Annotated in this window: 13 protein-coding genes; 7 read left to right on the forward strand and 6 right to left on the reverse strand. The window is 68.9% G+C overall.

Features of this window, described 5'->3' with window-relative positions:
- Positions 1-840: 840 nt before the first annotated feature.
- Complete coding sequence (gene hpf / locus A4R44_RS02660) at positions 841-1524, forward strand: ribosome hibernation-promoting factor, HPF/YfiA family (protein ID WP_067576031.1); 684 nt, start codon at positions 841-843, stop codon at positions 1522-1524.
- Between the two features lie 261 nt (positions 1525-1785).
- Positions 1786-4704 carry a preprotein translocase subunit SecA gene (gene secA, locus A4R44_RS02665; RefSeq protein WP_067576033.1) on the forward strand — a complete coding sequence of 973 codons (2919 nt, stop codon included), beginning with the start codon at positions 1786-1788 and terminating at the stop codon, positions 4702-4704.
- A 133-nt stretch (positions 4705-4837) separates the two neighbouring features.
- Here secA and A4R44_RS02670 read toward each other — a convergent pair whose 3' ends face one another.
- Positions 4838-5317 carry an Rv3235 family protein gene (locus tag A4R44_RS02670; protein ID WP_198545140.1) on the reverse strand — a complete coding sequence of 160 codons (480 nt, stop codon included), beginning with the start codon at positions 5315-5317 and terminating at the stop codon, positions 4838-4840.
- A 503-nt stretch (positions 5318-5820) separates the two neighbouring features.
- Between A4R44_RS02670 and A4R44_RS02675 the strand changes: the two genes are divergently transcribed.
- Positions 5821-6204, forward strand: coding sequence for an HAD-IA family hydrolase (locus tag A4R44_RS02675; protein ID WP_067576037.1), 384 nt, complete (start codon positions 5821-5823; stop codon positions 6202-6204).
- Here the strand turns inward: A4R44_RS02675 and A4R44_RS02680 are convergent.
- Positions 6197-6961 carry an RNA methyltransferase gene (locus A4R44_RS02680; RefSeq protein WP_067576039.1) on the reverse strand — a complete coding sequence of 255 codons (765 nt, stop codon included), beginning with the start codon at positions 6959-6961 and terminating at the stop codon, positions 6197-6199. The two genes, A4R44_RS02675 and A4R44_RS02680, sit on opposite strands and share 8 nt — an antisense overlap.
- 34 nt (positions 6962-6995) lie before the next feature.
- On the opposite strand from A4R44_RS02680, the gene A4R44_RS02685 reads away from it, so the two are divergent.
- Together A4R44_RS02685 and A4R44_RS02690 are read left to right on the forward strand one after the other, a co-directional pair.
- A complete protein-coding gene (locus A4R44_RS02685) occupies positions 6996-8393 on the forward strand; it encodes a wax ester/triacylglycerol synthase family O-acyltransferase (RefSeq protein ID WP_067576042.1) in 1398 nt (465 codons plus the stop codon).
- On the forward strand, positions 8390-8881 hold the full coding sequence (locus tag A4R44_RS02690; protein WP_093573261.1) for a hypothetical protein: 492 nt from the start codon (positions 8390-8392) through the stop codon (positions 8879-8881). The genes A4R44_RS02685 and A4R44_RS02690 overlap by 4 nt, the downstream gene beginning before the upstream one ends.
- Before the next feature lie 355 nt (positions 8882-9236).
- Here A4R44_RS02690 and A4R44_RS02695 read toward each other — a convergent pair whose 3' ends face one another.
- From A4R44_RS02695 to rsgA, 4 genes are all read right to left on the reverse strand, one after another.
- Complete coding sequence (locus A4R44_RS02695; RefSeq protein WP_067576044.1) at positions 9237-10034, reverse strand: hypothetical protein; 798 nt, start codon at positions 10032-10034, stop codon at positions 9237-9239.
- A gap of 150 nt (positions 10035-10184) precedes the next feature.
- The gene (locus A4R44_RS02700; RefSeq protein ID WP_067576046.1) at positions 10185-11093 is read right to left on the reverse strand and encodes a hypothetical protein; all 909 of its coding nucleotides are present in this window, start codon (positions 11091-11093) and stop codon (positions 10185-10187) included.
- Between the two features lie 178 nt (positions 11094-11271).
- A complete protein-coding gene (locus A4R44_RS02705; protein WP_067576048.1) occupies positions 11272-12072 on the reverse strand; it encodes a hypothetical protein in 801 nt (266 codons plus the stop codon).
- 73 nt (positions 12073-12145) lie between these two features.
- Complete coding sequence (gene rsgA / locus A4R44_RS02710; RefSeq protein WP_369805801.1) at positions 12146-13216, reverse strand: ribosome small subunit-dependent GTPase A; 1071 nt, start codon at positions 13214-13216, stop codon at positions 12146-12148.
- A 64-nt stretch (positions 13217-13280) separates the two neighbouring features.
- Here rsgA and A4R44_RS02715 point away from each other — a divergent pair, with 64 nt between their 5' ends.
- Both A4R44_RS02715 and A4R44_RS02720 read left to right on the forward strand, forming a co-directional pair.
- Positions 13281-14036, forward strand: coding sequence for an SOS response-associated peptidase (locus tag A4R44_RS02715; RefSeq protein WP_067576050.1), 756 nt, complete (start codon positions 13281-13283; stop codon positions 14034-14036).
- Positions 14033-14641, forward strand: a complete 609-nt coding sequence (locus A4R44_RS02720) for an alpha/beta family hydrolase (RefSeq protein WP_067576052.1) — start codon at positions 14033-14035, stop codon at positions 14639-14641. Before A4R44_RS02715 ends, A4R44_RS02720 begins: the two co-directional genes overlap by 4 nt.
- Positions 14642-15036: the final 395 nt, after the last annotated feature.

The following is a 15036-nucleotide window of genomic DNA, read 5'->3' on the forward strand; positions in this document are numbered from 1 at the left end:
TGTGGTCTCGGGAACCGGAATCGGGTTACCAGGCAGAGCGTGTCCCGCGTCCGAAACCCGGCCGCGTCCCGGGCCGCCTGCGCATCCGAGCCCTGCGTGCCACCGGAAGCGCTCCACGATCGGCTCCGGATCGCCGGGGCAGCGGCCCTGGAAACCGAAATCCGGTTACGCGGAAACCGATCGTCCACTCCGCACCCGGCCAAAACGGAACGATTCCAAAAACCGTCCGCCCGAAAACTTCCGCCCGCTTTCTCACCAGGGAGGCCACTCGCGTTCGAGCACCCACTACCGCCAGGCGTCACCTACACGAGTGACGTCAAGAGGGAACCTCCTGCCGTCGCCGCCCGTTGTCCGGGCATGAGGGTCAAGGCCGGAACCACCCCCGCGACGGGGCAGTCCACCGAGGTGGCGGCTGCGCCGGAGGGGCCGGTCACCCTCGGCGTCCGAGGTGCCGCTTTGTTGAGCCGTCCGCGTGAAACTTGGGCACGCGCGCTCGGCCTTCCGAGCGGCGGTTCCGGGCTGCGCACGCATGATTCACTGCGCCCCGTGACGAGTTCCCGGATCGTGACATCCCCCGGCTCGGGGGCTGTTGCGGACGGCGTGATGAAGCTAACGTGCTCCGCTATCAGCAATACCCGCAGGCAGGGAGGTGTGCAGCCCATGTCCCTGGCACCGGCGGCCCGCTGAGTCCGCGTTCGCGCTACCGCCACGAGACGTCGTGACCCGGTCGCGAATTCTTTATCAGCCCGCCGAATCCGTGCAGTAGCCGTTCAGTACCGGTGCCGTGAGAACACAACAGCTCGCAGTTTCCTCAGCGAGGGAGGTCGTGTATGGNCGTGTATGGACATCGTCGTTAAGGGCCGCAACGTGGAGGTGCCCGCGCATTACCGGGCGCTTGTCAGCGAAAAGCTGGCCCGCCTTGAGCGCTACGACAAGAAGGTCATCCGCTACGAAGTGGAACTCTTCCACGAGCCCAACCGCAGGCAGGCCAAGAGCTGCCAGCGCGTCGAGATCACCGGGAAGGGCCGCGGTCCGGCTGTCCGCTCCGAAGCGAGCGCGGCCGACTTCTACGCAGCGCTCGACTCCGCCGTCACCAAGCTGGAAAACCGGCTCCGGCGGACACACGACCGCAGGCGCGTGCATTACGGACGCAGCCGTCCGGAGTCGGTCGCCGAGGCGACGTCGATGGCCGGCGGATCCGATGCCGTCGCCGGGCCCGCGATGGGCACGGCCGTCCTGGACGCACCCGACGCGACCGAACCCATGGTGAACGGTTTCGCGGCGACGAGTGCGGGCGACATTCCCCGGCAGGGGCGCTGGGAGGACGAGGACCTGGGCCATCAGCCCGGCCGCGTCGTCCGCGAGAAGCAACACGACGCGGACCCCATGACGGTGGACCAGGCTCTCTACGAGATGGAGCTGGTCGGCCACGACTTCTACCTGTTCAACGACTCCGAGGCGGGCCGGCCGAGCGTCGTCTACCGGCGAAAGGGCTTCGACTACGGCGTGATCCGGCTGGGCTGACCCAGTCCGGGACAACCGCACCGGCGGCCCGCACGCGAACGCGTGCGGGCCGCTGGTGTGCCCGGAGCACGACCCGAGGCACGACCTTCGTCGGGACCTGTGCACACCTCCGTGACCTTCTGCGACGACGTGCGTGCGCGGACCAGCCCGCGTTCCCTACGATGGGGGAGACGGCGGCGGCGCACACGGGCGCCAGCCGTGGCGATTTACTGCCCGGGAACGGCCTGGGCGCGATCATGATCAGCTAGTGAGGTCGACCGGATGGTGCTGAACCGCCTGCTCCGCGCGGGCGAGGGCAAGATGGTGAAGCGGCTGCGCAACATCGCCGATCACATCAACACCCTCGAAGACGACGTGAAGGACCTGTCGGACGCCGAGCTGCGGGCCAAGACCGACGAGTTCCGCGAGCGGTACGGCAAGGGCGAATCCCTGGACGAGCTGCTGCCGGAGGCGTTCGCCGTCGCCAGGGAAGCCGCGCACCGGGTGCTCGGCCAGCGGCCGTACGACGTCCAGCTCATGGGCGGGGCCGCGCTGCACCTCGGCCAGGTCGCCGAGATGAAGACCGGCGAGGGCAAGACGCTGACCTGCGTCCTCGCGGCCTACCTGAACGCCATCCCCGGGGACGGGGTGCACGTCGTCACCACCAACGACTACCTCGCCAAGCGCGACGCCGAGTGGATGGGCCGCATCCACCGCTTCCTCGGGCTCGAGGTCGGCGTCATCATCGCCGAGCAGGACCCGCAGGAACGCCGCAAGCACTACAACGCCGACGTCACCTACGGCACGAACAACGAGTTCGGCTTCGACTACCTGCGCGACAACATGACCTGGTCGCTCGACGAGTGCGTGCAGCGCGGGCACAACTTCGCGATCGTCGACGAGGTCGACTCGATCCTCATCGACGAGGCGCGCACCCCGCTGATCATCTCCGGCCCGGCGGACCAGTCGTCGCGGTGGTACGTCGAGTTCGCCCGGCTCGCGCCGCTGATGCAGGGCATCGACACCACCACGATGGGCACGCGCGAGCGGGTCGAGAAGGCCAACCTGATCAACTCGAAGTACCACTACGAGACCGACGTCCGCAAGCGCACCGTCGCGGTCACCGAGAAGGGCGTCCGGTTCGTCGAGGACCAGCTCGGCATCGAGAACCTCTACGAGGCGGCGAACACCCCGCTGGTCGGCTACTTGAACAACGCCTTGAAGGTCAAGGAGCTCTACCACAAGGACAAGGACTACATCGTCCGCGACGGCGAGGTCATGATCGTCGACGAGTTCACCGGGCGCATCCTGGTGGGCCGCCGGTACAACGAGGGCATGCACCAGGCGATCGAGGCCAAGGAAGGCGTCGAGATCAAGGCGGAGAACCAGACGCTCGCCACGATCACGCTGCAGAACTACTTCCGGCTCTACAAGAAGCTGGCCGGCATGACCGGTACCGCCGAGACCGAGGCCGCGGAGTTCCACCAGACCTACAAGCTCGGCGTGGTGCCGATCCCGACGAACCGGCCGATGGTCCGCGCGGACCGCGCCGACCTGATCTACAAGAACGAGCAGGCCAAGTTCGAGGCCGTCGCCGAGGACATCGCCGAGCGGCACGAAAAGGGCCAGCCGGTGCTGGTCGGCACGACGAGCGTGGAGAAGTCCGAGCACCTGTCGAAGCTGCTGCTCAAGCTCGGCGTGCCGCACGAGGTGCTGAACGCGAAGTACCACAACAAGGAAGCGCTGATCGTCGCGCGCGCGGGCAAGAAGGGCCAGGTCACCGTCGCCACCAACATGGCGGGCCGCGGTACCGACATCGTGCTCGGCGGCAACCCGGACATCATGGCCGACGAGGTGCTGCGCGAGCGCGGTCTCGACCCGGTCGAGCACTCCGAGGAGTACGAGGCCGCCTGGCCGAAGGTGCTTGAGGAGATCAAGGAAGAGGCGCTGGCCGAAGCCGACGTCGTCCGCGAGGCGGGCGGGCTCTACGTGCTCGGCACCGAGCGGCACGAATCGCGGCGCATCGACAATCAGCTGCGCGGTCGTTCCGGACGGCAGGGCGACCCCGGCGAATCGCGGTTCTACCTGTCGCTGGGCGACGACCTGATGCGCCGGTTCAACGCGGTGCTGGTCGAACGCATCATGACCACGATGCGGCTGCCGGACGACGTGCCGATCGAGCACAAGATGGTCTCCAAGGCGATCAAGAGCGCGCAGACCCAGGTCGAGCAGCTCAACATGGAGACCCGCAAGAACGTCCTCAAGTACGACGAGGTCATGAACGAGCAGCGCAAGGTGATCTACGCCGAGCGGCACCGCGTGCTTGAGGGCGAGGACCTGCGCGAGCAGATCGAGCACATGATCATCGACGTGGTGAAGGCGTACGTCTCGGGCGCGACCTCCCAGGGGTACGCCGAGGACTGGGACCACGAGCAGCTGTGGACCGCGCTGAAGACGCTGTACCCGGTCAGCCTCGACTGGGACGACCTGATCGAGGACGGCGACCTCGACGCGGAATCGCTCAGCCAGGCGCTGGTCGACGACGCGCTCGACGCCTACGCCAAGCGCGAGGCCAAGATCGACGAACTGGTCGGCGAGGAAGGCTCGATGCGCCGCCTCGAGCGCCAGGTCATGCTCACCGTGCTGGACCGCAAGTGGCGCGAGCACCTCTACGAGATGGACTATCTCAAGGAGGGCATCGGCATGCGGGCGCTCGCGCAGCGCGACCCGCTGATCGAGTACCAGCGCGAGGGCTTCGACATGTTCCGCGCGATGCTCGACTCGCTGAAGGAGGAGGCCGTCGGCTTCCTGTTCAATCTTCAGGTCGAGCGCGCGGAGCCGGAAACCGTGCAGCAGCCGGAACCGTCGGCGCTCCCGGGCGGCGTCACGTCCGCGACCGCCGCGGCGGCGGGCGCCTTCGGCAACCAGGGCGAGGACGAGGGCAAGCACGCCCGCCCGGCCCCGCCGCAGCCCCCGGCCACTGACTCCGATTCGGTCCCGTCCGCCTTGCGCGGCAAGGGAATCGGCGGCGGTGTCCAATCCGGGCTGACGATGTCCGGCCCCTCCGAGGGCGGCGGTGTCGAGTCCCATTCGGACAGCGCGAACGACGCGGACGCCGGGTCCGCGGGCGGCACCCGCCGCGAACGCCGGGCCGCTGAGCGGGCACAGGCGAAGAAGGGCAAGAAGGGACCGCGTCGCTGACGCCGTCCACTGTGGATGGTTTGACCGGGAACGGCAGCACGAGAGCGCTCGTGCTGCCGTTCTTTTTCAGTTCCCCAGTGGACTCGATATAGGCTCAGTGTCCTGATGTTGAGGACGTCTGTCCCAATCGGGTTCAGGCCACCGAGGGCCGACCCGCCTGTGCGATCTCGGCGCGCGGCGCGAGCACGTGAAACCGCGTGCACACCCACCCCGTCCGCGTGCGCTCGAACCGGGCCGCCAGCGCCAGCACCCGAGGTCCGGAATGGATGATCGTGCTGGTCTCCAGCACGGTCTCGGTCGGACGGCAGACCCGCAACTCCCCGGCGACGTGATGGCGGATGCCCGGCATCAGCCCTTGACTGCTGAGCCGGGAAAACAACGCCTCGTCCACGAGCGGACGGATCTGCCCGGCCGAGCGTCGCCCGGCGAGGACTTCGAGGATGGCGTTGAGCCGTTGGCTGAGCCGCTGCCCGGTAGGCGGGTCGGCGAGCCGCGACAGCCGATGCCCGGCAGGCGGCAGATCGTAGGGCGAGGGCCACCGGCTGCGCCGATGCGTACGTCGGCCCTTGACCTCCGGGACCGCGGCCAGCGGCCGGAGGCTGTGGTTCGTCATTGAGTTCCCTCCCCGAAACATGGACGTCCACCCGCGGATTAGTGCGTGCTGCGGCCGGGTGATGGGACGGTGAGTGCCTGATCCGGCGAAAAGGGCAGATTGGCGCAGACGGGATGTGCCTGATGCGCTAAGGGGGAGGACTGCCTGGCCGATTCGGGTAGGCGAGCGGACTTGTGGACTGCGGGTGAAGTTTTGACCTGCTCGCGGCAGGAGGCCCGCGACGAACCCGGTCAGTTCGCGTGCCACGTTGAGCGGCGTACCGGAGGTGATGACTTGAATCCCGCGCGGGACTGCTTCTCGGGAATCCGTCCTGTCCGAATTGCCGCAACGCACACCGCACTGTCCGCCGAGAAAGCCTCAATGGGGTTCTCTCAGCAGCGGGCGCAGCGTCGTGGCGCGCGAAGCTGTACCTGGTCGATGGGCGTGGTCCGGCCGGTCGCGGGAGCGAAACCCGGTGGCTCGTCTCGCCGCAGGGGCTCCGAACAAGCAGATAGGCTGGCGAAGTGCTGAAAGGTTTGCTCGTCGACTACGCCGGAGTGCTGACCGACCCGGACGCCGCGCTGCTCTACGAATACCTCCGCGACGCCCGCGCGAACGGTACCCGCACCGCACTGGTCTCGAACGCGCCTGGAGCCGCTCCTGGGGTGAAAACCGAGCTGGCGCAATACTTTGACGCGCTCGTCTTCTCCGGCGAGGTCGGCGTCGCCAAGCCGAACCGCGAGATCTACCTCGTCGCGGCGGAACGGATCGGGCTGGCCGCGCCCCGGTGTGTGTTCGTGGACGACGCCGAGCGCAACGTGCGCGGGGCGGTGGCTGCGGGCATGGTCGGCGTGCAGCACCGCACCATCGCCGAAACGCTGGACGAGCTGGCGGCGTTGTTCAGCTGACCCCGCGCCGCACCAGTTCGAACGACAGCACAGCAGCCGCGGCGGAGACGTTCAGTGATTCGACGTCGCCGGGCATCGGGATCGACAGCCACTCGGTGACCAGCTCGGCAACAGCCTCGCCGACGCCTTCGGTTTCCCCGCCCAGCACGAACGCCGAACGCTGCGGCAGCTCTGCGTCGAACACTGACCTCGACGCTGAGGCACCGAGCGCGAACAGGCTGTACCCGGCCTCCACCAGCATTTCCGCCGCCTCTCGCGCCGATCCACAGCGCAGTACCGGTGCCCGGAAGGCAACGCCTGCCGAGGATTTCACCACCATCGGATCCAGCGCGGCGACGCCCCGGCGCGGCACGATCACGCCCGACAGCCCGGCGGCCGTCGCGGTGCGCAGGATCATTCCGACGTTGGCCGGCGTGGTGATGCCGTCCAGGAGCAGCAGCCGGGCGGGCGGGCGGCGGTCGTCGAGGGCCGCGGCGAGGGCGCGCATTCGCGGCGCGACGACGTCGGCCAGTACGCCCTGGTCCTGTTTTCCGTTGCCGGCCAGCACTTTCACCCGGTGTGCGCTCGCGCGCTGCACCGGTACCCCGGCGGCTTTCGCGGCGCGCTGAATCTCCGCGGCGGCGGGGCCGCGCGCGGTGTCGGCGAGGATCACCTTGTCCACGCGCAGGTCCGGATCGCCCAGCGCCTCCAGCACGGGCTTGCGCCCGTATACGGTCAGGAAGCGGTCTTTCGGCGAACCCGCCAGCTCATCACCCACACCGGTCAGTCTCGCATTGTGTAAGGATCGGCTCATGCCCGACCGCCTGTCCGCGCTGGACGCCTCGTTCCTGTACGTCGAGGACCAGACGACGCCGATGCACGTCGGGGGCGTGGCGATCTTCGAACGGCCGTCGTCCGGGTTCTCCTACGAGCAGGTGCTCGACCTCGTCGGCGCGCGGCTGGCGTTCCTGCCCCGCTACCGCCAGCGCGTGCTCGGCGTGCCGGGGCACCTCGCGCGCCCGGTGTGGGTGGACGACGTCGACTTCGATCTGAACTACCACGTCCGCCGTTCCGCGCTGCCCCAGCCGGGCAGCGACGACCAGCTGTTCGACCTGGTCGCGCGGCTGATGTCGCGGCGGCTCGCGCCGGAACGTCCGTTGTGGGAAGCGTATTTCGTCGAGGGGCTGGCGGGCGACCGGGTCGCGATGGTGACCAAAACGCACCAGTCCGTTGTGGACGGTGTCGGCACGATCGACCTCGGCCAGCTCATCCTCGACGAGACTGCCGAACCGCCCGAGCCGTTCGAGGACATGTGGGCGCCGCGGCGCGAGCCCAGCCGTGCGCAACTGGTGCTCGACGCGATGAGCGAGACCGTGCAACGCCCCGGCGAGCTGATCGAAAACGTGCGCGCGATCGCCGGTGATGCGGTGACCACGGTGAGCAAGGCTGTCGAGACGCTCGGTGGTGTCGCGGCGACCATCACGCGGCCCGCTCCGTCCGGGCCGTTGAACGTCCGGGTTTCCGGCGGCCGCGTGTTCTCGGTCGTGCGCACGCGGCTGGAGGATTTCCGCAAGATCCGCGCGGACCACGGCGGTACGGTCAACGACGTCATCCTGGCCGCGATCACCGGTGCGCTGCGGGAATGGCTGCTGTCACGCGGGGAGAACCTCACGCCGACCGAGACCGTGCGCGCGCTCGTGCCGCTGGCGGTCACCGACGCCGAAACCGCCGAGTTCGCCACGCCCGCGCTGGTCGGCAACCAGGTCGCGGCCTATCTGGTCGACCTGCCGGTCGGCGAGCCGAGTGCGGTGCTGCGGCTGCAGCACCTCGGTCACGCGATGGCCGAGCACCTGGATTCGGGAAGATCGGTGGCCGCGCGCGGGTTGCTGAAGGTGAGCGGGTTCGCGCCGGCGACGCTGCATTCGCTCGGCGCGCGGGCGGGCGGATCGCTGTCCGGGCGGATTTTCAACCTGATGATCACGAATTCGCCGGGGCCGCAGGTGCCGATGTACGCCGGAGAGGCGAGACTGGTGGAGATGTTCCCGGTGATGCCGCTGATGCGCACGCAGGCGCTGGCGATCGGGGTCACCTCCTACCACGGCGGTGTCTACTTCGGACTCAACGGCGACCGCAAGGCCGCGTTCGACGTCGGGCTGCTCGGCGGGATGATCGAAGAAGCACTGGAAGAGCTGAAGGGTGCGCATTGGTGAGGGTTTATCTGCCTGCGACGATCGCGATGCTGCGCGATCTGGAGGCCACTGGCGAGTTCCGCGCTCGCAGCGGCACCGGTTTCGCGCTGACGCCCGCCCTGCGCGAGGCGTATGCGAGCGGTTCCGACGAGGAACTGGAATACGCGGCTTTGCTGGAGGCGGCCCGTGCTTCGCTGCGCCTGATCGCCGCTGAGGAAAAGGCCGAACCGCGGCGAGCCGTGGTTTCGGTGGACGTCGACGACGCGACGCTGCGGCCGGATCTGGACGCGGCCGTCGTGCGCCTCGCCGGTCCGGTGCCGAAGTCCCAGATCGCGGCGATCCACGTGGACTCGACCGAGGCGGAGGACGCGGTGGCCGCCGCGGCAGCGGTGATCGACGCCGCCGACCTGGGCGACGAGGACGCCGAGTTCACCCTCGGCGACGCCGAGGACCACGAGCTGGCCTGGTACGCACTCCAGGAGCTGCCCTTCCTGCTCGAACTGCTCTAGCGGTCTGAGGGGGCACGCCTGGTGTGGGCGCGCGGGGTGTCGTGAGTGTTTATCGCGGTTCCAACCCTCTCCAGCACGTTCAACCGGACCGCCCCATCGAGACCTCCTCGGTAGCCGCTACACCCGGTCTCGCTACCCGCGCTGCGCAGCACCGCCCGGAACCGAGGGGCCCCTCACCGACGGGCGCACCAGCCAGACCGCACCCACACGACCAGGGGACGACTTCGCACCCCCCGCTACCGAGAAAACCTCAATGCCACCTCGGGTGCATGTGACGCACCCAAGGTGAGACGGTTGGGTCCGTAGGCAGCCGGAACGCGGTGCGCCCTAACCGGCATAACCCACTCGCGAGACTTCAGCCGCCGGTGAGGGTGCCGATGTCGGCCGGGGCGGGAGCGTTGACCGTGACCGGGGAGTTCCAGTCCGTGTAGCGCGCCTTGACCGTGGCGACGCCGGTCTGTCCGGTGGCCTGCATGACCGGCGTCAGGTCCAGGACCAGCTGCATCGGCCGGTGCTGCGGATCGAGCCAGAGGTCGAACGGGACCGTCTTGCCGCGGTCGCCGAGCCGGGTCAGCGCTTCGGCGGGCAGGCCGCCAGGCAGTTCGGAGCCGAGTTTCGCCAGGTCGACGGTCAGGTGATAGTGCTCGGCCGGGGCGCCGTCGAGGGTGGTTTCCTCGCTGGAGGCCACCGTCCCGGCCGTGCGGACCTGCGTCAGGGTGCGCGCTGGGTCGTTCTGCTCGGCCAGTTGCACCAGGCTGCCGCCTAGCACCTGCGAGAGCGGATCGGTGCCCTCGGGCGACACCTTCACCCACGCTTTGTGGTCGCTGACCTGGTCGCGCGCGCTTTCCGGGACCTTCGCGTACAGCGTCTTGTCCACCAGGCGCAGTTCGAGCGGCTCGCCGACGTAGTCCGTCGTCATCGACAGCGAGGTTCCGGAAGGGGAGAATTTCGCCTGGCCCTGCCCGTGGGACACGAGGGTGCCGGTGGTGACGTCAGCGGTGAACTTCGCGGTGTGCCCGGCCAAAGTCGCGGCCGACGCGGCGTCGGCGAGCGCGCGGGCGTCGGTGAAGCGCTGCGGTTCGGGAGCGCTGGAGCAACCCGCCGAGGCAATCGCCAGCAGCGCGGCGACACCCGTCACGGCCGTCCTGCGCATCCCAAAACCCTCTCTGACCGGCCGTAAGTGCCTCAAGCCAAGCACAACGGGCGGGTCCGCCCCGTTCGGGGGAACGCATGCTACTGGCAGTAGCGCCAAAAAACGGGCCCCGAGCCGGAATGGCTCGGGGCCCGCGAAAAGCCGAAGGGATCAGTGCCCCAGCTTCTTCATGATCTCGCCGAAGTCGGTGACCTGGTCGGCGGCAGGCGCGGCCACGTCGACCGGCTTGCCCCAGTCGGTGTACTTGACGGTGATCTTGCCGCCGGCGGCAGCGGCGGCGCCCGAACCCGTCGACGCGCCGAGCGACTTCATCATCTCGGACTGGTCCATGGTGACCTGCAGCGGAAGCTGGTCCTTGTCGATCCAGATCTCGGCCGGGATCTTGATGTTCTTGCCCGCGAGCATCTTCTTCATCTGCTCCTGGACCTCGGCGGGCTGGCCCTTGGCGTAGGTCTCGATGGACTTGCTGACGTCCAGTTCGACCTTGTAGTGGTTGACCTTCTCGCCGTTCAGGTCGACCTGGTCGGCCCCGATGATCTGGCCGGTCTTGGAGACCTGGTCGAGGATCTGCGTCGGGTCGCTCTGCTGGGTCGACTGCGCCATCGCCTTGCTGAACGACTGCGACATCGGGTCGGTGGCGTCCGGCGAGATCTTCAGCCACGGCTTGTCGGTGCCGAACTGCTTGGCCTGCGCGGCCGGGACCTTCATGTAGAGGGTCTTGTCGACGTAGCGCATCTCGGTGGCGCCCTGCGGGGAGTCCATGGTCATCGTCATGGCGGAGTTCTCGCCGTCGAAGCGCATCGAACCCTCGGCCTTCATCGACTGGCCGCCCATGGACATGTCCATCGACATCTTCGCCGACTTGGCCTTCTCCGTACCCTGCTTGGCCGCGTCGGCCAGCTTGAGCGCGTCGCTGAACGGCGACGCCAGGCCGGACCCGCCGTCCTTGGACTGCCCGGCCGGGGCGGCGGTGCCGTTCTCGGCGCTCGAGCCGCAGCCGGTCAGCACCAGCGCCAGCGCCGCACCGGCGGCGACAGCGAACGTCGTGGTCTTGCGCATCGTTCTCCCCCTAGGAAGGAATCGGTCTTTCACCTGCGTTGTCGCCGGCCGGCCATGGGGCCGCGTCCTTGCGTTCCGGCGCGCGGGCCACTGGCGGGGTGACTCCGCGAGGTTGCTCCTGTGACGCTGTCCGGCGGGAAAAGGTTCCCTCCGCCGGAGAGGTTTCTTCCGGTTTATCTTATCCGCCCAGGTTGTCCACCAGTTCCGCAGCCGGAGCCGCGACCTCGACCGGAGTGCCCCAGCGGCGGTACTGCACGGTCAGCACGGAGCCGGTCACGTCGGGGTCGAACCGGGTCATGGGCCGTTCGTCCAGGGTGACCTTGACCGGCCGCTGATAGTCGTCGAGCCACAGGTCCAGCGGGATCCGGACCCCCTTTCCGGCCAGTCGCGACCGGATCCGGTACTGCGACTCGTCGGCGATGAATCCGATCAGATGGTTCGAGACCCGGTCGAAATCAAGCCGCGCGCGGTAGTGCGTGAGCTTGCGGCCGTCGAGTTGGACCTGCTCCGACCCGGTCAGTTCGCCGGCTTGGCCGAGCTGGTCGACGGTGCGCAGCGGGTCGGTCTGCTCGGCGGTTTGCTTCGCGAGCGTCCAGAACGCCCTGGAGTAGATGTCGGCGGCGAGCGGGAAGAACCGGATCCACCGGCGAGCGGAGCCGAGCTGGTCGGGCTGTGCGCTGGGCGGCTTGAAGAACAGCGTCTCGCCGGCCATGCGCATTTCGCTGCCGTTGGACAGGCGCAGGTCGACCGCGGTGTGCGGGCCGTTGTAGAGGAGGCCGACCTCGACTTCGGTTGCTTTCGTGCCGCTCTCTTCGGACATGACCAGCCGCACCGTGCCGGTCTTGCCGAGGCTCTGGCGGACGGCCGCGGCGAGCGATCCGGCATCGGTGAACGGCTTCGCCGCCGACGCCGCGGGCGCGCCGCATCCAGCCAGCGTGAGCGCGGCGCAAACGGCCGCGGTGCCACCACGGAGCCGCATGGAATTTCCCCCTGGACTTGAGTGCTGTCGCACTCCGTATCGGCGGCCGACGCCAGGGGTTACGCCATTCAGGTCACGATTCGGTGCGGATGTCCCCGCTGCCGCCCGAGCGCGACACCAGGAGCCTGCGCAGCGAAGCCAGCCGCTCCGCTCCGGCGTTTCCGTCGGCGACCACGTCGTCCAGCGCGCAGTCCGGGTCCTCGGGCGGGCCGAGGTGGCCGCAGTTCGGCGGGCATTCCTCGGCGGCCTCGGCGAACTCCTCGAAGGCGTTCACGATGTCGTCCGCGGTCACGTGCGCGAGCCCGAAGGACCGGACGCCGGGGGTGTCGACCACCCAGCCGCCGCCCGCCAGCGGCAGCGCCACCGCGGCGACCGAGGTGTGCCGTCCCTTGCCGACCGAGCTGACGTCGCCGGTCGCCAGTTCGGCGGCGGGCACCAGGCGGTTGACCAATGTCGACTTGCCGACTCCGGAGTGTCCGACGAGGGCGGTGGTCCGGCCGGCGAGGCGTTCGCGCAGGCCCTCGGGTTCCTCGTCGTGCCGGGTGACGATGGCCGGGACGTCGAGGCCCGCGTAGCCGGCGAGCAGCGAATCCGGGCTGGCGAGGTCGGCTTTGGTCAGGCACAGCACGGGTTCCAGGCCGCCCGCGTAGCACGCGACGAGGCAGCGGTCGATGAATCCGGGGCGGGGAAGGGGATCGGCCAGCGAGGTGACGATCAGCAGCTGCGCGGCGTTGGCGACGACCACGCGTTCGTACGGGTCGGTGTCGTCGGCGGTGCGGCGCAGCACGCTGGTGCGCTCGTCGACGCGGACGATCCTGGCGAGCGTGTCCGGCCGTCCGGACACGTCGCCGACCAGCGCGACCAGGTCTCCGACGACCACCGAAACGCGGCCCATTTCGCGGGCTCGCATGGCCATCACGACGTGCCCCGGATCGGCGTCGACCGCGCACGTCCAGCGGCCGCGGTCCTTGCCGATCACCATCGCGGTGACCGCGTCGGCGTGCTCGGGCCTGCGCTTGCTGCGTGGCCTGGTGCCCTTGCCGGGACGCACCCGCACGTCGGATTCGTCCAGCCGCCTCCAGTCGCCTCGCCCCAAGCCGCCCACGTCCTCCCGGTCGCCCTTTGCCTGGTCGAATGATCCCATGCCAGTCGCGCCGGGCCCGGTTTGCATGCGACGATGGCGCCCGAGGCACCCCGAGGAGGTTGGCATGTGCGGCCGTTACGCCGCGACGAAAGACCCGGCGAAGCTGGTCGAGGAGTTCGCCGCGGTCGACCTGACCGAGGGCCGGGCGCGAGCGGACCACAACGTCGCGCCGACCAAGAACGTGGTGACCGTGGTGCAGCGGCATCCCCGCGACGCCGAGGGGCTCGTCCTGGAAGACGAACCGGCGGAGCGCTCGCTGCGGATCATGCGGTGGGGCCTGGTTCCGTTCTGGGCCAAGGATCCTTCGGCGGGTTCGCGGATGATCAACACCCGTGCGGAAACCGCGAAGGAGAAGCCCGCGTTCAAGCGCGCGCTGGCGTCGCGGCGCTGCCTCGTTCCCGCCGACGGCTGGTTCGAGTGGCGGCGCACCGGCAAGGAGAAGGAGCCGTTCTACATGACGGATCCCTCCGGAAAATCGCTCGCCTTCGGCGGAATCTGGGAAAGCTGGCGGCCGAAGGACGACGCCGGCGCCGAACCGCTGATCACCTTCTCGATCCTGACGACGGACGCCGAGGGGCAGCTCACCGACGTCCACCACCGGATGCCGCTGATCGTGCCGCACGAGCACTGGGCGGGCTGGCTCGACCCGGACCGCTCCGAAGTGGACGAACTGATGGTGCCGACCTCGCCCGCGGTCGTGGAAGCGCTGGAGCTGCGGCCGGTGTCGAGCCTGGTGAACAACGTCCGCAACAACGGCCCGGAACTGCTGCGGCGCACGGAAACCGAGCAACCCGTCGACTCGCTGTTCGACCTGCCATGACCACGCTTGAGATCGACACCGAACACGGGCTCGCGCGAGTCGAACTGCATTGCGCGCCCGACGGCGACGCGGTGCTGCTGCTCGGCCACGGCGCGGGCGGCGGCATCGGGGCGAAGGACCTCGTCGCGGTAGCCCAGGCGGCGAAGGCGGCCGGGACGCATGTGGCGCTGGTGGAACAGCCGTACCGGGTGGCCGGCCGCCGGGCTCCGGCCCCGGCCAAGCAGCTGGACACGGCGTGGCTGACGGTGGCGGACGAGATCTCCGCCCGGTTCGACGATTTGCCGCTGGTGTTCGGCGGTCGTTCTTCCGGAGCCAGGGTCGCCTGCCGGACAGCTTCGGCCGGGCAGGCGGTCGCGGTGCTCTGCCTGGCTTTTCCGGAACATCCGCCGGGGAAGCCGGAGAAGTCGCGGCAAGCCGAGTTGGACGCGGTCGAGGTCCCCGCACTGGTGATCCAGGGTGAGCGGGACCCGTTCGGGCGGCCTTCGGCGGCTCCGCATCATGAGGTCGTCATGGTGGCGGGGGACCACACGCTGGCCGGCGATTTGGACGCGGTGGCGCGGGCTGCCGCGGAGTGGCTGGGGCGGGTTGTCCGGCCGCATCTGTGATGGCCTCGGTTTGGCCGCGGTGGAGGTGCGGGAGGGGAAATCTGATTCCCTCAGGGTTCCCCTCACGCACCTCTGAGCCGACGCGAACTGGCCAGTGCGGACCGCGGCTGTCTCGATGTGCCTGCCGCATTGTCTGGCGCGTTTTCCGACTGTGCCGTCGCGGCGGCCTGTGGATAATCGTCTGCGAAGAATCCGCAGGCCAGCACCTGTTCGGTCGAGTTATCCACAACCTGGTGAGCCTGTGGGCAACTCAAGGAGAGCCCGGTCCTGCGCGGGTGCTGGCGGATAGACTGGGCAAGGGCAGCCCCCGTTATCGTTTTCGCAGTTTCTGATCAAGGAGCTGTGGTCGCCAGGCCCGGCATGTCTTTGTCCCCACCGCGGCTTGACGGCCACAT

It is taken from the genome of Amycolatopsis sp. M39 (genome assembly GCF_001651785.1).
In the GTDB taxonomy this organism is placed as follows: Bacteria; Actinomycetota; Actinomycetes; order Mycobacteriales; family Pseudonocardiaceae; genus Amycolatopsis; species Amycolatopsis rubida.